The 19,218-nt window shown below is 71.5% G+C and carries 16 protein-coding genes; 9 read left to right on the top strand and 7 right to left on the bottom strand.

The window, feature by feature from the left end:
* Window positions 1-12 precede the first annotated feature (12 nt).
* The gene (locus tag QPJ90_RS16695) at window positions 13-2,586 is read left to right on the top strand and encodes an AAA family ATPase (protein ID WP_290132259.1); all 2,574 of its coding nucleotides are present in this window, start codon (window positions 13-15) and stop codon (window positions 2,584-2,586) included.
* A gap of 16 nt (window positions 2,587-2,602) precedes the next feature.
* Here the strand turns inward: QPJ90_RS16695 and QPJ90_RS16690 are convergent, their stop codons facing one another.
* The 4 genes from QPJ90_RS16690 to QPJ90_RS16675 all read right to left on the bottom strand — a co-directional run bounded on the left by QPJ90_RS16690 (window position 2,603) and on the right by QPJ90_RS16675 (window position 6,483).
* Window positions 2,603-2,902 carry a hypothetical protein gene (locus tag QPJ90_RS16690; protein WP_290132258.1) on the bottom strand — a complete coding sequence of 100 codons (300 nt, stop codon included), beginning with the start codon at window positions 2,900-2,902 and terminating at the stop codon, window positions 2,603-2,605.
* 386 nt (window positions 2,903-3,288) lie between these two features.
* On the bottom strand, window positions 3,289-4,809 hold the full coding sequence (locus QPJ90_RS16685; protein ID WP_290132257.1) for a tripartite tricarboxylate transporter permease: 1,521 nt from the start codon (window positions 4,807-4,809) through the stop codon (window positions 3,289-3,291).
* 1 nt (window position 4,810) lies between these two features.
* Entirely contained in the window at window positions 4,811-5,467 is a 657-nt protein-coding gene (locus QPJ90_RS16680; protein WP_290132256.1) for a tripartite tricarboxylate transporter TctB family protein, read from the bottom strand.
* On the bottom strand, window positions 5,464-6,483 hold the full coding sequence (locus tag QPJ90_RS16675; protein WP_290132255.1) for a tripartite tricarboxylate transporter substrate-binding protein: 1,020 nt from the start codon (window positions 6,481-6,483) through the stop codon (window positions 5,464-5,466). The genes QPJ90_RS16680 and QPJ90_RS16675 overlap by 4 nt, the downstream gene beginning before the upstream one ends.
* Window positions 6,484-6,616: 133 nt before the next feature.
* On the opposite strand from QPJ90_RS16675, the gene QPJ90_RS16670 reads away from it, so the two are divergent.
* From QPJ90_RS16670 to QPJ90_RS16645, 6 genes are all read left to right on the top strand, one after another.
* Entirely contained in the window at window positions 6,617-7,894 is a 1,278-nt protein-coding gene (locus QPJ90_RS16670; RefSeq protein WP_290132254.1) for an ATP-binding protein, read from the top strand.
* Entirely contained in the window at window positions 7,891-8,616 is a 726-nt protein-coding gene (locus QPJ90_RS16665) for a response regulator (RefSeq protein WP_290132253.1), read from the top strand. Before QPJ90_RS16670 ends, QPJ90_RS16665 begins: the two co-directional genes overlap by 4 nt.
* Before the next feature lie 84 nt (window positions 8,617-8,700).
* Window positions 8,701-9,690 (top strand): helix-turn-helix transcriptional regulator, encoded by a 990-nt coding sequence (locus QPJ90_RS16660; RefSeq protein ID WP_290132252.1) that lies wholly within the window; start codon window positions 8,701-8,703, stop codon window positions 9,688-9,690.
* Window positions 9,691-9,730: 40 nt separating this feature from the next.
* A complete protein-coding gene (locus tag QPJ90_RS16655; protein ID WP_290132251.1) occupies window positions 9,731-11,383 on the top strand; it encodes a long-chain fatty acid--CoA ligase in 1,653 nt (550 codons plus the stop codon).
* A 120-nt stretch (window positions 11,384-11,503) separates the two neighbouring features.
* Window positions 11,504-12,958, top strand: a complete 1,455-nt coding sequence (locus QPJ90_RS16650) for an MFS transporter (protein ID WP_290132250.1) — start codon at window positions 11,504-11,506, stop codon at window positions 12,956-12,958.
* Between the two features lie 231 nt (window positions 12,959-13,189).
* Window positions 13,190-13,984: an alpha/beta hydrolase fold domain-containing protein gene (locus QPJ90_RS16645; RefSeq protein ID WP_290132249.1), complete on the top strand. Its 795-nt coding sequence runs from the start codon at window positions 13,190-13,192 to the stop codon at window positions 13,982-13,984.
* Window positions 13,985-14,035: 51 nt separating this feature from the next.
* Here QPJ90_RS16645 and melA read toward each other — a convergent pair whose 3' ends face one another.
* Complete coding sequence (melA, locus tag QPJ90_RS16640) at window positions 14,036-15,463, bottom strand: alpha-galactosidase (RefSeq protein WP_290132248.1); 1,428 nt, start codon at window positions 15,461-15,463, stop codon at window positions 14,036-14,038.
* A 113-nt stretch (window positions 15,464-15,576) separates the two neighbouring features.
* On the opposite strand from melA, the gene QPJ90_RS16635 reads away from it, so the two are divergent.
* Complete coding sequence (locus tag QPJ90_RS16635; protein WP_290132247.1) at window positions 15,577-16,410, top strand: helix-turn-helix domain-containing protein; 834 nt, start codon at window positions 15,577-15,579, stop codon at window positions 16,408-16,410.
* A gap of 48 nt (window positions 16,411-16,458) precedes the next feature.
* Here the strand turns inward: QPJ90_RS16635 and QPJ90_RS16630 are convergent, their stop codons facing one another.
* Complete coding sequence (locus QPJ90_RS16630) at window positions 16,459-17,067, bottom strand: dihydrofolate reductase family protein (RefSeq protein WP_290132246.1); 609 nt, start codon at window positions 17,065-17,067, stop codon at window positions 16,459-16,461.
* 151 nt (window positions 17,068-17,218) lie between these two features.
* On the opposite strand from QPJ90_RS16630, the gene QPJ90_RS16625 reads away from it, so the two are divergent.
* Window positions 17,219-18,718: a GAF domain-containing serine/threonine-protein kinase gene (locus QPJ90_RS16625; RefSeq protein ID WP_290132245.1), complete on the top strand. Its 1,500-nt coding sequence runs from the start codon at window positions 17,219-17,221 to the stop codon at window positions 18,716-18,718.
* Window positions 18,719-18,724: 6 nt separating this feature from the next.
* On the opposite strand, the gene QPJ90_RS16620 is transcribed toward QPJ90_RS16625, so the two are convergent.
* Window positions 18,725-19,204: a tetratricopeptide repeat protein gene (locus QPJ90_RS16620; RefSeq protein ID WP_290132244.1), complete on the bottom strand. Its 480-nt coding sequence runs from the start codon at window positions 19,202-19,204 to the stop codon at window positions 18,725-18,727.
* Window positions 19,205-19,218: the final 14 nt, after the last annotated feature.

Genomic DNA, 19,218 nt, shown 5'->3' with positions numbered 1-19,218 from the left:
AGGAGCGAGTTAATGACCCTCAATGAGGACTTGGCGAGCTGGCTTACTATGCGGCCTGATTGGCAGAAGGACGCCGTCGCGCGCTTCTGTCGCAACGAGGCGTTGTCCGCGGATGATGTGTCCGCCATTGCGGATCAGTTGATCGCGGGAACCTACCCCACCGCTGCAAACGTAGAGGCTGCTGACATTCCGGGTTCGACAGCCGCAGGAGATCCCGTCAGCCTCGTTAAGGTGTCGGGCGTCGAGGGCATCAACGCGCTCGCCACAGGTCAGACCCTCTCGTTCGGTGCCGCGGGACTGACGGTCGCCTTCGGCAACAACGCCAGCGGCAAGTCCGGGTACGCGCGGCTGATCCGAGAAGCCGTTACCGCTCGCGTCAAGGACGCGCAGCTACTTGGTGATGTTTTCTCGGATACGGATACTGAGCAGTCGGCGAAGCTCGACTTCAAGGTTGGTGCTAACGACGCGACGTGGGATCTCGGAGAGACACAGAGCATCGAGCTATCCCGAATCCGCTTCTACGACGAGGACTGCGGTGATGCGTATGTCACGACCGCCTCGGAAGCCAACTACCGGCCATCAGCGCTCACGATTCTCGACCACCTGTCCGAAGCTTGCGAAGCGGTCGCGGCTGAACTCAGTCGCCGACTTGGCACGAACCAGACCGAGCGACCGCAGCTTCCGATGCTCCAGCCAGGAACTCCAGCATCAGCGTTCCTTTCAGGCATCTCGGCCACCACTACAAGTGCCGCGATCGAGGACGCCATCACACTGGCCGAGGATCATGGTGCGCAGCTTGCGAAGCAGCTCGCGGCGGAGGCGCGGCTCAAGGGAAGCGACCCGACGAAAGAGAAAGACCGTCTCACAGCGCTCGGCCGGGACTGGTCAGCTGTTGCAGTTCACGCCAGGACGGTAGAGGACGCACTGGGAGAAAACGAGCAGCGTGAGCTAAAAGACCTGCAACAGAGGGTCGTCGACCTTCAGGAAGCGGCGCGCATTGCATCCGCTCGCACATTCGATACGGAGCCTTTGCCGAGTGTCGGCTCTGACACCTGGCGGGCGCTGTGGGAAGCCGCGCGCAAGTTCTCAGTCGGCGACGCCTACCACGATCACGACTTCCCGGTGACAAGCGGTGACGCAGTCTGCGTCCTCTGCCAGCAGCCGCTGAACGAGCAGGCCGCCGACCGACTCGCTCGGTTCGAGGCGTTCGTCAAAGACACAACGTCGAGGGACGCGGACACCGCCTCCAAAGCACGGGCGATGTTCAGGAGCCACTTCGTCGATCTTCAGACCCTCCCTATCGCAGTTTCCGCAGCAATCAATCGACTACAAGAGGCCGGCGAAGACGTGCAGTCGGTGCTCGACTGGTTTGATACCGGGACGCGCGCAGCTGCTGCAGCCGTCGCCTGGATCGATGGAGAGCCCGGCGTCGATCTACTTCCGCTCGCGGACTCGTTCAGAAGCATGGCGGCTACGCGCGAGCAAGCGTTGATGACGGAGGCGGGAGCTATCGACGCATCGACCTTCGCCCGAACGCTCACCACTACAAGCAAGAAAGTGGTCGAACTGCAGGACGCCAAGACGCTCCACGAGGCAAGGGCGGCCATCGAGGCCGAAGTGACACGCCTTGTGGAGCGCAAGGCGATCGAAGACGTCCGCCGCCTTACCGCTACAAACGCGATAACGACGAAACGTGGCGAGCTGACCGAGACATACGTGACAGCGGAGGTCCGGGATCATTTCACGCGAGAGACCGAACGCCTCGATCTCCGCAGAGTCACCCTCAACCGGACCGGACGAGGGCGCAACTCAGCGCTCGAACATCAGCCGAGCCTGCTTGGGTCACGACGTAACGCAGTCGTCGATCAGGTACTGAGCGAAGGGGAGCAGACGGCGCTCGGTCTGGCCGGCTTCCTCACCGAAGTGGAACTCGACAAGTCGCTCTCGAGCGTCGTCTTTGACGATCCTGTCTCATCGCTTGACGCGGAGCGGCGGTCAAAGGTTGCACTCCGCCTGGTCGAGCTGGCAAGCGAACGACAGGTAATCGTTTTCACACACGAGATCACCTTCGTTCATGCCCTGCTCAAAGCGGCAATGAGCAAATCGGTCGCCACCACAACACGATCAATTCAGCGAATGGGCGGTACTCAACCCGGCCTCATCGCCGAGCAGCTTCCCTGGGCGGCGAAGGACATCCCGGAGCGGATAAACAAGCTCGAGGCAGATCTGGCGCGCTTGCGAAGAGAGCGCGAGACTTTGACGGACGACGACTACACCGATCGGACCGCGCAGATCGCGGGACGACTTTCTGAGGCTCTTGAGCGGGCGATGAACCTGCTCATCGTCAATGAACTCGTCGATCGCGGAACGAACGAAGTGCAGACGAGGATGTTGAAGATCCTACCGAGATTCACGCAGGCTGACCACGACGAGTTTCAGGCGGCGTACTCGAAGACGTCGAGCTGGGCGGCACGGCACGACAACGCGCCAGAAGAGAACTATGTCGCGCCTACAGTCGATGAGCTTTGCGAGGAGGTCGCCTGGTTGAAGGTATGGCATGCCCGCGTGAAGCAATACGCGAGATGACACGCGGTCAGCGCGCTCAATTCCCTCCGCTTGGCGGCCGAACGGTCACTCCGCTGGCGATGATTGCCACGCGCATCGTCTCCTGGTTCACCGACAGCCGTTCAGCCACCTGCCATAGCGAGAGCCCGGCCTGGTAGAGGCGTCCCGCCTCAACGACCTGTTCGGGCGTCGAGGGCTGCCGCCACACGACGACATTGTTCGCCCGAAGGATCCCGAGGATTGTGGACTTGGCGACGTCGAACTCCTCTGCCAAGAGAGTCGTCGTCTCGCCCGCTGAGTATCGGGCGATGACTATGGCTCTCGCCTCTTCGCTCAAGCGACTTCACTTGCGGCGATGCTGCGGTGCGGAGCGGGTGGCCTCGCCCGTGGCCTCCCGACGCGCCCGGATCTGCCGCAGATCCGCCGTCCTCACCCCTATTAGCGAATTAATGGAACAGAGGTGGACAAGGCCGACCGCACCGCATCGAAGAGCCCCGACGGGATCCCGTCGGGGCTCTTCTCGTCGGGGCTCTTCTCGCCGGTGCTCGGCCGCTGGCGTCGGCCGAGCACGTCGCCCGCCGGGTACCGAGCTCGTTTCGGGCGGCAGCAACGGGGGAGTGCCAGCGCAGGCGCCGCACCGGGGGACGGGAGGCTGTTGACGGCGCCGTCACGAGCCTCCCGTCCGTCATCCGGTCACGTGTCCTGGAGGGCGGCCCGCCCGCGTCACCGGACCGCTGCCTCCCGTCGTCGCGCGCGTCGCGCGATGACGCGGCTCCGCACCGTGAGCGCGAGGACGACGGCGAGCACGGCGTACAGCACGATCGGGATCGGCCCCGCGACGAGCACCGAGAAGTCGCCGTCGGCGCTCAGCGCCGCGTCACGCAGGCTGGTCTCCGCGAGCGGGCCGAGCACCATGCCGATCACGAGCGGCGCGAGCGGCACGTCGAGCGCCCGCATCAGGAAGCCGACGATGCCGATGCCGAGCAGCATGAGCAGGTCGAACACCGAGCCGCTCGTCGCGTAGATGCCGAGGCCGCAGAACACCGCGATGCCGGCGTAGAGGTACGCGCGCGGGATGCGGAGCAGCTTCGCCCAGAGCATCGCGAACGGCAGGTTGATGATGAGCAGCACCACCATCGCGATGAAGAACGACGCGAGCAGCGCCCAGACGAGGTCGGGGGACCGGTCGAACAGCAGCGGGCCGGGCTGCAGACCGTACTGTCGGAAGGCGGCGAGCATGATCGCGGCGGTCGCCGACACCGGGAGGCCGAGTGACAGCAGCGCGCCCATCGCCATCCCCGTCGTCGAGTTGCCGGCCGCCTCGGGAGCGGCGAGGCCCCGGATCGCCCCGCGTCCGAACTGCGGGTCCTTCCGTCGCGCGTCGAGCCGCTTCTCCAGGCCGAACGCGAGGAACGTCGGGATCTCGGAGCCGCCGGCGGGGACGACGCCGAACGGCAGCCCGATCGCGGTGCCGCGCAGCCAGGCGGGTGCCGCTTCGCGGAGCTCCTTCTTCGACAGCCACGGGCGACCGGTGGCCCGCACCATCTTCCCGTCCTGCAGGTGGCGGGCGAGGCACGCGACGTGGATGACCTCGCCGAGGGCGAGGATCGCCACGGTCACCGTGACGAGCGAGATGCCGTCGAACAACTCGGGGACGCCCATCGTGAATCGGGGTGCGCCGGAGATGCCGTCGACGCCGATGACCGCGATGCCGAGACCGAGGCACAGCGACCCGAGTCCCTTGAGCGCGTCGTCGGTCACGACCGACGACGTCGTGACGAACGCGAAGAGCGCGAGGGCGAAGAACTCGGCCGGTCCGAAGCTCGACGAGAACGTCGCGAGCGCCGGTGCGAGGAACACGACGAGGACCGACGCGACCATGCCGCCGACGAACGCGCCGATCGCCGCGGTCGCGAGCGCCTGTGCCGCCCGACCGTTCAGCGCCATCCTGTGGCCCTCGAACGTCGACGCGATCGCCGAGGCCTGCCCCGGCGTGTTCATCAGGATGCCCATCGTCGAGTCGCCGAAGAGGCCGCCGAAGTAGACGCCGGCGAACATGATGAACGCCGCCGTCGGGTCGAGCGAGAACGTCACGGGCAGCAGCAGCGCCACCGCCATCGACGACCCGAGACCGGGGAGCACGCCGACGGCGGTGCCGAGGAGGCAGCCGACGACGACCCAGAGCAGGTTGGCGGGCGTCAGGGCTCCCGCGAACCCGTCACCGAGGAGACCGAGCACGTCCATGTCAGAACCTCCATCCGACGATGCCCGAGGGCAGCGACAGGTCGAGCACCATGTCGAAGGCGATGTAGCTGAGCGCAGCCACCGTCAGTCCGACGACGAGGGGGCGGAGCCAGCCGGGGGCACCGAGGCCCTTGGCGACGCCGAGGAACAGCAGACCGGCGCCGACGATCCAGCCGAGCACGTCGAGCAGCAGGGCGAAGGCGGCGAACGACACGACGACCCAGGCCAGTGAGCGCCAGTCGACGCGGACCGACCGCTCCGGCTCCGCCTGTTCGACGACGACGGTGTCCGCCGGGCCGGCGGCGCCGGGCGCGGCCGGGGCCGGTGCAGCCGCGGCGGGTGCTGCTGCGCTCGCCGCGGCTCGGGTTTCGTCCGGGCCGTGCCGCAGCTGTCGGACGGACCGGACGACGAGCAGGCCCGCCAGCAGCAGGAGTGCCGCGGCGACGAGCCCGGGGAACACCGCGGGCCCCGGGAACGCGGTGCCGGCGGGCACCTCCATCGTCACGATCCCGACGATCAGGTACACCGCGAAGGTTGTGAAGAGCGCCGGCGTCGTGAGCTCCTTCGCCACTTCGGCGACACGGCCGGGGTCGGCGCGGAGCGTGAGACGCTGTCCGACGACCGCGGACGACGACGTGGGGTTGCTCGGACGCGTCATCGGCCCAACTCCTCGTAGAGCCCCTGGATGCGTTCCCGTTCCTCGACGATGAACGCATCGAGGTCGTCGCCCGTGATGATCCGCTCCGTCCAGTGGTACCGGTCCATCGCGTCGCGCCACTCGGGCGTCCGCAGGGTGTCGCGTACGATGCCCGTGAGCTGCGTCCGTTCGGTCTCGTCGAGTCCGCCCGGAGCAGCGATCATGCGCCAGTTGGTCAGCGTCACGTCGTACCCCTGGTCGACCGCGGTGGGGATGTCGATGCCCTGGACCGGCTGCTGCGCCACGAGCGCGAGCGCGCGCAGACGGCCCGTCTCGATCTGGTCGATGTTGTCGGGGTAGCCGCCGGAGGCCGCCGCGGCGGTGCCGTTGAGCAGCGCCTGGATGGCCTCGCCGCCACCGTCCGAGGGGATGTAGTTCGTGTCCGCCGGGTCGAGCCCGGCCGACACGGCGAGATCGGTGACGACGAGCTGGTCGAACGAACCGCCGCCCGTCCACGGAACGGAGCCGGGCCGCGCGCGCCAGGCCTCGACGAGGTCGTCGAGTGTCTCGTAGGGGGAGTCGGCGGGGACGACGATGACGTCGTACTCCTCGACGGTCACCGCGAGGGGCGTGATGTCGTCGTGGGTCACGGCGGACCCGAACTGGACCTCGGCGGCGAGCAGGCCGGTCCCGCCCACGAGCAGCGTGTCCGTCTGGCCCTCGAGCCGTGCGACGTTGCCGAGCGCGATCGTGCCGCCGGCACCCGGCATGTTGACGACCTGCACCGAGTTCACGATGCCGTTCGCGCGCTGCGCCTGCTGCATCGACCGCGCGACGCCGTCCCAGCCGCCGCCGGCCGCAGCGGGCGCCACGATCGTCACGGAGGTCGTGGGGTCGCCACCGGCCGCGGCGGAGGTGATGGACCCGAAGGCCGCGACGCCGATGGACACCGCGGCGACGGCTGCGCCGACCGCGCGGGCGACGGCGCGACGGCCCCGTGGCCGTGCGGGCGTCGCCGGTGCTGACTGCTCTGTCATGGATGGCTCCCTCCTGCGCACGTCGTCGTGCCGCAGGTCGAGAAGTACGATGGCAGCCGCCGTCCGGACCGGCATCCGACGGCGGAGTTGTGCTCATTGACGCTCACGACGTGACGACCGGAGGGGGACCACGGTGAGGAGACCGCGTGCCACCCGACTCGGACGCAGCGCCGTGCTGGCGTTGCCGAGCATCATCGTGCTGGCGGCGACCGGCGTGACCACGGGGGTCGCCGCAGCCGTGCAGGAGCAGAGCATCCGGGCCTCCGTGGTCGACCAGGTGTCCGGTGTCGCGTCGAACCTCGCCGACCTGCCCGAGGTCCGGGCCGCCGTCACGTCGGTCGTCGACGCCGGCGCTCCCGGAGCGCTCGCCGACGCCGACGGTCTGACGTCGGCCACGGCGTCGCTCCAGCCGATCGCCTCCCTCGTCGAGGGCGCCTCGGGGGTCTCGTACGTCGTGGTCACGGACGACGAGGGGGTGCGCATCACCCACCCCGACCCGTCCGAGCGCGGCGAGCTCGTCGAGACGACGATCGCGCCAGTGCTCGCGGGCGAACGGTTCGTCGGCACCGAGACCGGTCCGTCCGGCCCGACCCTGCGTGCGAAGGTGCCGATCGTCGGTGACGACGGCGAGGTGGTCGGGGTCGTCGCGGTCGGCGTGCTCGAGTCGGCGATCGCGGCCGACCGTGCACGGGCGTTCGGCGCGCTGCTGCCCTGGAGCACGGGCGCCCTCGTCGTGGCGACGCTCGCGAGCGTGCTGCTCTCGCTCGGGATCGCACGGCGGCTGCGGCGAGCGGACGCCGTCGACGCGGAGAGCCGACAGGTGCGGCGGACCACCGACGCGCTGCGCGAGCAGGCGCACGAGTTCGGGACGCGGCTGCACGTCGTCCGCGGGCTCGTGGCGCGGGGCGACGGTCCGGACGCGCTCGCGTACATCGACGCGGTGGCACCAGGGCTGACCAGCGGAGGCGGCGCGGGGTCCCCGCGGCGCGGCGCCGTGGCGACCGCCACGATCGAGGCGGTGCGCTCCGAGGTCGACGCGCACGGGGCCACGCTCGAGCTGCGGGTCGCCGACGACGTCGTGCTCGACGACGAGGTCCTGCTCGTCGTCGCGAACCTGTGCCGGAACGCCGCCGAGGCGGGTGCGGCACGGGTGCGCTGCACGATCGGCACCCGGGGCGACCTGGTGGCGGTCACCGTCGAGGACGACGGCCCCGGTATCGACCCGGCGGACGCCCACCGGGTGCTCGGGTCCGGCTGGTCGTCGAAGGCCGACGAGACCGGCCTCGGTCGTGGCGTCGGGCTCGCGGTCGTGCGACGCACGGCGACCGACCGCGGCGGCTCGGTGGTCGTCGGGCGGTCGGCGTCGCTCGGCGGGGCACGGCTGGACGTCGAGATGGCGGTGGCGCCGTGACGCCGCCGGTCCGCGTGCTCGTCGTCGACGACGACGCCGGTGCCCGCGCGCTGCACGTGCGGTGGGTCGCCGCGACCGAGGGGTTCGAGGTGGTCGGTGCCGCAGCGTCCGGCAGCGCCGCGCTCGCCCACGTCGAGCACGGCGTCGACCTGGTGCTCCTCGACATGCGCCTGCCCGACATCAGCGGTGTCGAGGTCCTGCACCGCATGCGCCTCGCGGGTGTCGAGGCCACCGACGTCCTGGTCGTGAGCTCGTCGCGCGACCAGGTCACCGTCCGACAGGCACTCGCCGCGCACCCGGTCGGCTACCTCATGAAGCCGTTCGACCGCGAAGCGCTGCAGGACCGGCTCCGTGCGTACGCCGCCGAGCGTCGCGGACGGGAGACCCCGCAGCGCGCCGTGCCGATGGGGCAGGGCGACGTCGACCGGCTGCTCGCCACCGGTTCGGTGCGGGTACCCGTACCCGCGCGGGGCGCTGCGGCGCACACAGGTCAGGCGCTGCCCAAGGGCGTGAGCGCGCCGACGCTCGAACGGGTCGTCGCGGCGCTCGACCCCGCGGTCGCCCGGTCGGCCGACGAGGTCGCGGCAGCCACTGGGACGTCGCGGGCGACGGCGCGGCGGTACCTCGACCACCTGGTCGCGACGGGCGCGATCGACCTCGCGCACCGCTACGGTCGGCGGGGACGCCCGCAGGTGCTCTACCGGCTGGCACCGGTGCCCTGACCAGTGCGACACCCCGACCGCGTCGCCCCGACCAACTCGGGGCGTCGTCCCGAGCGGCGCGACGCGATCTGCCATGATGCCCCCATGGGATCCACGGCACCGGGGGAGGGCACCCCGTCCTTCCGTCGCTTCCGTGTCGAGACCATCAGCGAGAACCGCAGCCCCGAGATCGACCGCACCTACGGGATCGTGGACGGCGTCGGCGGCGCGCTCGAGGCCTACCGGTACGTGGGAGCCGGTGACGCCGACGTGTCGATGCGCGGCGCCGAGGTCGAGGGCACCCGCTCGGGCCGGCTCGACCCCCGCCCGGACCACATCGTCTTCTGGATCGGCGACGGCACCGCCACCATCGAGGACTGCACGGACGGCTCGACCCTCACGGCCGAGCCCGGGCACCCCGTGGTGCTCTCGGCCTCCGTGCCCTACCGGTTCACCGCGGACACCCGCAAGATCACCATGCTGCACCTGTCCGACCGGATCCTCCGGCAGGCCCTCGCCCGGCGGGACCAGGTCGTGCACGGCCCACTCGTGTTCGGCCAGCAGCCGGACATCGCGTCCGCGCTCGGACCCCTCCGCGCGATCCTCCGCAACCGCGCCGCCGCGCTGACCGATGAACAGGTCGACGGCGCACACCGCGACGAACTCAACGCCGAGATCGCCGCGTCGGTCGTCGACGCGTTCCCGCTGCTCGGCGCGGACCCGGAGGAGCCGTCCTCGGCAGCGCTCCGCGCCGCCCACTGGGTGCACGAGCACGCCGCGGACCCGATCGTCCTCCGCGACATCGCGGCAGCGGTCGGGCTGAGCGAACGCGGGCTGCAGAGCGCGTTCCGCCGCCGGTTCGACGAGACCCCGATGGAACGGCTGCGTGCCGAGCGGCTCGACGGCGCCCGCACCGACCTCCGCTTCGCCGAGCCGGGGACGCACGTCCGCGACGTCGCCCGACGGTGGCGCTTCGGCCACTTCGGCCGCTTCGCCGCGAACTACGCGGAGCGGTTCGGCGAGGCGCCGAGCGAGACGCTGCGACGCGCCCGTGGGGACCGCGGCGACGGAACGCCGTCCGAGCGGCGGCCGTAGGATCGGGCCACGCGTCCGTCGACGGAGATGAGAGACCGGTATGACCGACACCCAGCACAGCCCCCGCCGTTCCCAGGCCACCGCCTCGGTCGCGGCGATCCTCGCCGAGTCGGCGCGCCGGTTCCCCGACGACGTCGCCGTGGTCGTCGGTGACCGACGCACCACCTACGCCGAGCTCTGGTCGCAGACGCTCGCGTACGCGGGCGCGCTCCGGGCGCGCGGGATCCGGGAGGGCTCGCGGGTCGCGATGCTCGTCCCGAACGTCGAGGACTTCCCCCGCGTCTACTACGCGACCCTCGCCCTCGGGGCCGTCGTCGTCCCGGTGCACGCGCTCCTGAAGCGCGGCGAGATCGAGTACGTGCTGCGGGACGCCGACGTCTCGCTGCTCGTGTGCGCGGCGCCGCTCCTCGGTGAGGGTGCGGCGGGCGCGGCGCTCGCCGGGGTCGACGTCGTCACGGTCCTGGCTCCGCCGGCCGCGGGGCCCGACGCGTCGGCAGGCGCCGGAGCCGACGCGACGGCCGGTCCCGACGCGGAGGCCGCTCTCGACGCGCCCGACCGGCTCGAGGACCTCACGCAGGCCGCCGAACCGCTCGACACCTACGTCCCCCGTGACCCGTTCGACACCGCCACGATCCTCTACACGAGCGGCACCACCGGCCACCCGAAGGGCGCCGAGGGCTCGCACTTCGCCCTGCTCGAGCAGGCGAACACGAACCTGCTCAGCACGTTCGACCTGCACCGCGGCGACGTCCTGCTCGGCGCGCTCCCGCTGTTCCACACGTTCGGGCAGACCTGCACGATGAACACGGGCTTCCGCGTCGGCGCGACGATCGTCCTGCTCCCGAAGTTCGACGGCGACGGCGCCCTCGCGGCGATGGTCGAGCACGGCACCGGCGTGTTCATGGGCGTGCCGACGATGTACATGGCGCTCCTCGACGCCGCCACCCGCACAGATGCCCGGCCCCCGCTGCGGTACGCGATCTCGGGTGGGGCGTCCCTGCCGCTCGCCGTGCTCGAGAAGTTCCAGCAGGTCTTCGACGCCCCGGTGCACGAGGGCTACGGCCTCACCGAGACCTCGCCGGTCGCGTCGTTCAACCACGTCGGGACGACACCGCGGCCCGGCACGATCGGCACCCCGGTGTGGGGCGTCGACGTGGAGATCGCCGACCCGGAGACGCAGGACCGCATCGTGATGCTCCCGCACGGGCAGATCGGTGAGCTCGTCATCCGCGGCCACAACCTCATGAACGGCTACCTCGACCGTCCGGAGGACACCGAGGCCGCGATCGTCGACGGCTGGTTCCGGACCGGTGACCTCGGCACGAAGGACGACGACGGCTACCTGACGATCGTCGACCGCACGAAGGACATGATCATCCGCAACGGGTACAACGTGTACCCGCGCCAGGTCGAGGAGGTCCTCGCCCGGCATCCCGACGTCGCGATGGCCGCCGTGTTCGGCACGCCGCACGAGCAGCACGGACAAGAGGTCGAGGCCGCGGTCGTGCTCCGCGCCGACGCGACGGTCACGCCGCAGGAGCTGATCGACATGGTGGCCGCGGAGATCGCCGCGTACAAGTACCCACGCGTGGTGCACGTGCTCGACGCGCTCCCGCTGGGGCCGAGCGGCAAGGTGCTCAAGCGCGAGCTCGTGCAGCAGTTCAGCGCGAAGCCCGCGGCGACGACCGCCTGACCCGCGGTTTGCGCCGGCACCGCCGGCGTGTGACACTCACCCCAGAGGGAAAACCGCCCGAGAGGGCGCACGGACACGGCACCGAACGGGCCGCTACTTCTTCACCACGAAGGAGTCCCGATGTCCGTCACGTCCCGGCCCACGGCCCCCGCCCGCACGGCGCCCCCAGCCCCCGCCCGTCTCAGTGACGCCTGGCTCGCTCTCGCCGGCCTGTCCGCGGTGTTCCTGTTCGAGATGCTCGACAACGCCGTCCTCACCGTCGCGCTGCCCACCATCGGCCGTGAGCTCCACGCCTCCACCGTCGGCCTCCAGTGGGTGACCAGCGCGTACTCGGTCGTGTTCGGCGCCACGATGCTCCTCTTCGGCGCCGTCGCCGACCGCTTCGGCCGCCGCCGGGTGATGCTCACGGGCCTCGTCCTGCTCGCCGTCGCCAGCGCGGCCACCGCCCTCGTGCACACGCCGGGCGAACTCATCGCGGTCCGAGCGGTCACCGGCCTCGCCGCCGCCATGACCACCCCCGGCTCGATGGCTCTGGCGTTCCGGCTGTTCGACCGGCAGGACCTCCGCATCCGCGCCCTCACCGTCATCTCCACGGCGGGCCTCGTCGGCTACGCGGTCGGTCCCACCGCCGGCGGCTTCGCGCTCGCGGTCGTCCCCTGGCAGGCGCTGCTGCTCGTCGACGTCCCGGTCGCCGTGCTCGCGATCGTGGGCATCCGCGCCGGCATCGGCGCCGACCGCCCGGAGGACCTCCACGCCGACCGCATCGACGTCGCCGGGGCCGTCCTCGGCACCGTCACGCTCGTCGGTGCGCTCCTCACCCCGACGGCGTTCGTCGAAGCCGGGCCCGCCGTCGGCAGCGCAGCCCTCGTCGCCACGATCGTCGCCGCGGGGGCGTTCGTGTGGCGCGAGCGCGCGGCGGCCCGTCCGCTCCTCGACCTCGCCCTGCTCGCCCGCCCCCTGGTCGCGAGCGGCCTGGCGTACAAGGCCGCCGCTGGCCTCGCCGTGTCCGGCCTCACCTACCTGACGACCCTGCAGCTCCAGTACGTCTGGGGCTGGGCGCCCTCCGCCGCGGCGATCGCGATGCTGCCGATGGTCGTCGTCCTGCTCGTCGGCGGCCGGTTCGTCGGTCCGTTCGTCGAGCGGGTCGGCACCGGCACCGCCGCTTGGACGAGCGCCGCCGCCGTCGTCGCGGGCCTCGCCGTCGCCGCCGCCGGCAGCCGTGCCGGCTACGCCTGGATCGCCGTCGCCCTCGTCCTCGTCGGGGCGGGCATGCGGGTGGTCGGCGCGGTCGCCGGCAACGACGTCCTGCACGGCCTCCCGGCAGACCGCACGTCCATCGGCGCCGCCCTCGTCGACACGTCCAGCGAGGTCGCGACCGGCGCCGGCACGGCCGTCGTCGGGACGGTCCTCGCCGCGCTCGTCCCGGGGAGCATCACCGCCGGCGCCTCGTCGGCGGCCCGGCTCGCCGACTTCCAGGACGGACTCACCGTCTCAGGGGTCCTCCTGACGGCGCTCGCGGCAGGCATCGTCGTCGCCGGTCTGCTGCGGTCGCGCAGCGGCCGCGTCGCGGCGTGACGGACGGGAGGCACGGTGCCGGTGCGCGGACCCGCTCACCTGCACCGCGCCTCCAGGCCGGTACGCGGTGCCGGTACGCGGTGCCGGTACGCGGTGCCGGTGCGCGGACCTGCTCACCTGCACCGTGCCTCCAGACCGCCCGCTGCCGGCGCAGCGCGCCGCCGTCGTCCGGTACCGTGACGGCACGCACCGCCGCCGACCCGCGACCCGACGTGACGAGGACGACACGACATGACGACGACCGAACGCACCCTCGACGGACCCCACGGGCCGCTGCGCATCCGGGTCCACACCACCGACGGCCCCGCGCGCGCCGCACTCGTCTGGTCGCACGGTGGCGGGTTCATGTTCGGCGACCTCGACATGCCCGAGTCCGTGCAGACCGCCCGCGAGCTCGCTGCCCGCGGCGTCACGACCGTCGAGGTCGAGTACCGCCTCGCGCCGAGCGACGAGCGCCCCGACGGCGTGCACTTCCCGGTGCCGCAGGACGAGGTGCGGCACGTCCTCGCCACCGTCCGCGGCGATGCGTCCCTCGACAACGGGGGCCGGGACTGGGCGATCGGGGGAGCGAGCGCCGGGGCCTCGATCACGGCCTCCGCAGCGCTCCGGCTCGTCGCCGACGGCGAGGCCCCGAGGCAGGTCCTGCTCGCGTACCCGACCGTGCACGCCGAGCTGCCGCCGCTGTCCGACGAGCTCGCGGCGGCGATGGTCGGCGTCGACCCGGCACGACGCTTCGCTCCGGAGGCGGTGCGGCAGATGAACGCGAACCACGCCCACGGCGCCGGCGACGGGGTGTTCGCGGGCGGGGCGGACCTCACGGGGTACCCGCCGACCTGCATCGTCGACTCCGAGCGGGACGACCTGCGGGCGAGCGGTGCGGCGTTCGCAGAGGAGCTGCGGGCTGCGGGTGTCGCCGTGAGCTACGCGGTCGAGCCGGGGACGTTCCACGGGCACCTGAACGACGAGGGCAGCGCCGCGGCGTTCCGGACCATCGAGCGGTTCGCGGCGTTCCTGCTGGCGGACTGACGGAGTCGGGTGGGCGGGTTCCGCCCCGCCCGCCCGCTCGGGCGCGACCGTTCAGACCGGGGTGGGGCGTGCCTCCAGGCCGGTCGTCTCCTGTGGTGCCGCGACCGCGTCCGCCGGACGCAACGACTCCGGGAGCAGCGCCGCGTGGGCGTGCAGGAGTTCGTCGGTCATCTCGGCGATGCGGTCGAGCGTCAGGTGCGCGGCCGTCAGCGGGTCGAGTGCCACCGCGTGGTGCACGTGCTCGACGTCGCCGGTCAGCGCCGCGCGGACGGCAAGGGTCTGCACGTTCGTGTTCGTCCGGTTGAGGGCCGCGAGCTGCGGGGGGAGCTCGCCGAACGAGGTCGGGGTGACGCCGTTGCCGTCGGCGAGGCAGGCGACCTCGACACAGGCCTCCGCGGGGAGGTTGCTGATCACGCCGGTGTTGTTCGGCACGTTGCCGTAGACCACCGCGGGGACGCCCGTGACGATCGCGTTGACGATGCTCGCGCCGTACTCGACGGACGGCGACAGGTCGGCCTTGAGCTTCTCGAGCTGCTGGTCGACGTCGCCCTGCTCATCGTGCGCGAGGCAGATCTCGAAGTAGTCCCAGCGCTCCGGGATGTACTCGAGCACCGTTTCCGGGTCCTTGCGGAAGTACGGCACGTATTCGCTCGCGTGGTGGCTCGACTCCGTCTCGAAGTACCCGAAGGACCGCATGAGCTGCGTGCGGACCTGCTCGTTGCCGCCCTCGTAGTTGCTCGCGGCGGCCGCGGCCTCGCTGTGGTCGCCGTCGTCGTCGTGCAGGTCCGCCGCCGCGACGCCGCGCTGGTGCTTCGCGGTCATGACCTCGCGGAGCCGCGGGTACAGGTCCTCACCGCTGCGTCGCTTGAACTCGAGGATCCACGCCTGGTGGTTGATGCCGGCGCAGACGTACTCGATCTCGTCGTAGGGGACGTCGAGGGTGCGGGCGAGCATCCGTGTCGTGCCCTGCACGCTGTGGCACAGACCCACCGTCCGCAGCCCCTTGGCGTTGAGGAAGGCCGTGGCCATGGCCATCGGGTTCGCGTAGTTGATGAACTGCGCGTCCGGGCAGAGTTCCAGCGCATCGCGTGCGATGTCCTCGTAGGCCCGCACCGACCGCAGGAACCGGAACACCCCACCGGGTCCGACGGTGTCGCCGACCGCCTGGTCGATGCCGTACTTCCGCGGGATCTCGACGTCCCACCGGTAGGACTCGACGCCGCCGACCTGGAACGTGATGATCACGACGTCGGCGTCGGCCAACGCCTCACGACGGTCGGTGGTCTCCAGGACCTCGACGCCGAGGCCGTGGTGTGCGACCAGCTCACGGGCGGCGTTCGCGGTGCGGGCAACCCTGCCCGCGTCGAGGTCCATGAGGTGCAGGGTCGCGTCCTGCAGGGCGGGGAAGCTGACGAGGTCGCCGATGAGGCGGAAGGGGAAGACGAAGCCGCCGGCGCCGATGATGGTGATCTTGGTCATGGTCCGACGCTAGGAAACGGGGCGTCGACGGTGCATCCGGCTTCGGAGGCCACGGTTCCAGGATCCTCCGGTGCGGCCGTCCGGCCATCGGTGCGCTCACGTAGGCTCGGGCCGTGCTCGACGTCGAGACGGTGGAAGCGGCCTACTGGAGCCATCGCGGCCCGGCGCCCGTCATGCTGTCCTCCCACCGGCACGACGACCTCGAGATCAACCTCGTGCTCGACGGGCGACTCGACTACCGCTTCGGCGGCACCGACGTGTCCGTCCACGCAGGGGAGGTCGCGCTCTTCTGGGGCTGGACGCCGCACCAGCTCGTCGGCGAGGGGCCGGGTGCCGGAGCGGGATCAGGGGACTTCCTGTGGGCGCACATCCCGCTCGGGGACGTGCTGGCGTGGGGGTTGCCCGACCACGACCTCGGCGCGATGCTCCTCAACCGGCCGGTGCTCGTCCCGGCGATCGCCGCCGGACGCGACGTCGAGTCGATGTTCCGGTCGTGGCAGCGTGACTTCGCCGACGACGGGGCCGAGCTGATCGCCGGCCTCGAGGCGCAGGCGTTCGTCCGTCGACTGCTCCGGCACCACCGGGACACGATCGACCTCCGGCCGGACGGCGGGCACGGGCCGGCCGGCATGGACCGGGTGATCGACATGGTCCGGTTCGTGGTCGACCGGTTCCGAGAGCCCATCGGGGTCGCCGACGTCGCCGCGGCGGCGCACCTCCACCCGAACCACGCGATGACGGTGTTCCGGCAGGACGTCGGGTCGACGATCGTCGAGTACCTCACCCGGTGCCGGGTGGCCGAGGCACAGCGGTTGCTCGCGACCACGTCGATGACGACGGCCGAGGTCGCGCACGCTGCCGGGTTCGGGTCGCAGTCGAGCTTCTACGCGCACTTCACCCGTGCGCGGGGGTGTGCGCCGGGGGAGTACCGGGCCCGGGTGCGGTGAGGTGTGGCGTGCGTCGGAGGGTCCACCGACGCCGTGCCGGCCTGCACGTCACCGAGACCGCAGGACATCCCACCGTCGCAACACCACGCCCGACGAGAAGCGCTGTTCCTCGAGCAGCCCGAGCCGCACCGGAGCCCGCTCACCCGCCCGCGGCGGGTCGAACAACGGCCGACCGCCGCCGAGCACCGCGGGGTGCGTGAACAGCAGCAACTCGTCGATGAGCCCCGCGTCGAGCAACTGCGACGCGAGGTCCGCCCCACCGACCCCGACGTCGCCCTCGGTCTCCTGCCGGATCCGCGCGAGGGCCTCGATCGCCCGGCCGTCGGACCCGATCACGCGGGTGTTGTGATCGGCGGTCGTCCGGGTCCGCGAGACGAGGACCTTCGGCTGCGCGACGTAGATCTCGCCGTACTCGCGCTCGATGGGGAGGAGGGACTCGTCGAAGCGGGCGTCCGGCCAGTACGGGTCCATCATGTCCCGCACGACGCGGCCCTCGACGGAGAGCGTCATCGCCGCAGCGCGCCGGTTGAACTCGCGGTGCAGCTCCTCGTCGATACTGACCCACTCGGGGCCGTCCGGGCCGCTGTGCTCCCCGGGCGCGCGCTCGATGAAGCCGTCCACGGACACGTTCATCCAGTACACGAACCGTGCGGGCATGGCGACTCCCTCGTCGGACCTGCGATGCCGCGAGACTACGCCCGCAGCGCGCCGCACGGTCCGCTGCGCGAAGCCGGGCGGAGCGTTCCGGGCACCGGACCGGCGGGGATGGGAAGATACAACGTCACACCCGCCCGACGACGAGGACCCCATGACGCACGACGACGCAGCGCCGCTCCTCGACGGCCGGTACCGGGTCGAACGGGCGATCGGCCAGGGCGGCATGTCCGTCGTCTACCAGGCCACCGACGAAGTGCTCCGCCGACCGGTCGCCGTCAAGGTGTTCCACTCCGGTTCGGTCGACATCGCCCGACAGGACGCCGAACTCGGGGTGCTGGCCTCGCTCGAGCACCACAACCTCGTCGGCCTCCTCGACGCCGGTGTCCTCACCAACGCCGACGGTGCGCAGCAGCGCTTCCTCGTCATGTCGCTCGTCGTCGGACAGGACCTCGAGGCGCGGCTGAAGGTCGGCCCGCTCGCCGTCCGGCACATCGCCGAGGTCGGGTTCGACATGGCCGAGGCGCTGCACTACATCCACGCGCACGGGGTCGTGCACCGCGACATCAAGCCCTCGAACATCCTGCTCGTCGACTACGGACACGACGCCGACCGGGCCCGCGCCCGGCTCACCGACTTCGGGATCGCGATCGCGGAGGGCGCCGAACGACTCACCGCCGACGGCGTCACGACCGGCACCGCCGCTTACCTCAGCCCCGAGCAGGCCCGCGGCGGCGAGGTCGGACCCGCGAGTGACGTCTACTCGCTCGGCCTCGTCCTGCTCCAGTGCTTCACCCGCCGCCGGGAGTTCCCCGGCTCCGTCGTCGAGTCGGCGATCGCACGGCTCTCCCGCGACCCGGTCGTGCCCGAGCCGCTCCCCGAGCACTGGAAGTCCGCGCTGCGCGCGATGACGGCGCAGGACCCGGCCGACCGGCCGCTCGGGTCCGAGCTCGTGGCGATGCTCCGCGACGTCGTCATCGCGGACACCTCCGCGCCCGACGTGGTGGTCGACCCGGACAGCCTGGAGGCACCCACCGCCCCCGTCACGCAGGTCCCGGCGGCCGCCGCGCCGGTCCAGGGCACCCAGGTCCCGCCCGCCGGTGGCTCCGCTCCGGACCCCGTCGCGCCGTCCGGCGCGCACGCTGCGCCCGCGCCGGCGGGCACGGCCGACCGGCCCGCGACGCTCGACGAACTCCCCGAGGAGGCCCTGCACCGCACCACCGCCATGGCGGCTCGCCTCTTCGACGCACCCATCGCCCTGGTCGAGGTGCTCGACGAGGACCGCGAGTGGTCCCAGTCGTGGATCGCCGAGGGTGTCGACCCGTCGGCGCGCAAGATCAGCTTCCGCAACGGGTTCGCGCCGGTCCCCGAACCCGTCGTCATCCCCGACGGCGCCACCCACCCGGAGATGCGGGAGAGCCCGCTCGTGACCGGCCCCCTCGGCATCCGGTTCTTCGTGAGCGTCCCCCTCGTGAAGCACGACGGCACGACGATCGGCACGCTCGCGGTGCTCGACGCGAAACCCCGCGAGGCCACCGAGGGTGACCTTGCGAACCTGCGCGACCTCGCGGCGCTCGCCGTGGCGCAGCTCGAGCTCCGCCAGGAGTCCCTGCGGACGACGAGCGACGCCCTGCCCCTCGACCGCCCCCGCTGATCGAGCTCAGTCGGTGAGGGCCGCCGCGTACGCCCGAACGGACCGGTGGTAGCGGGGGAGCGTCGGCTCGACGGCCTCGATCGCCACGCGCAGCGCCTCGTCCATCAGTCCGGCGCTGTGCAGCGCGAGCGCGAGGAAGACCCGCGGCGCGGCACCGGTCGCCGGGTGCTCGGGTGCGTCCCGGAGCATCGTGATCGCCTCGTCGACCCGGCCGAGGTTCCGGAGGGTCGAGGCGTGCTGCACCACCATCCGTGCCGCGCGGTCGGGGTCGACCTCGGCGAGGCCGGACGCCGTCGCCGCGGCGTACTGCTCGTCGGCCTCGGCTTCGCGCCCGGTGGAGTCGTACGCGCCGCCGAGTTCGAAGGCGGCGAGTGCCGGGTGCGGCGCCACTGCTGCGAGCGACGTCATCCGCGACACCAGCTGTTCGTCGTCGAGGTCCGCCGCCCAGGTCTCGGCGACGTCGTGTTCCCATGCAGCATCGGTCATCCCCCGACCGTAGC

The sequence above is a fragment of the Curtobacterium sp. 458 genome (assembly GCF_030406605.1).
In the GTDB taxonomy this organism is placed as follows: domain Bacteria; phylum Actinomycetota; class Actinomycetes; order Actinomycetales; family Microbacteriaceae; genus Curtobacterium.
This window is presented reverse-complemented; position numbering and strand designations above follow the sequence as displayed.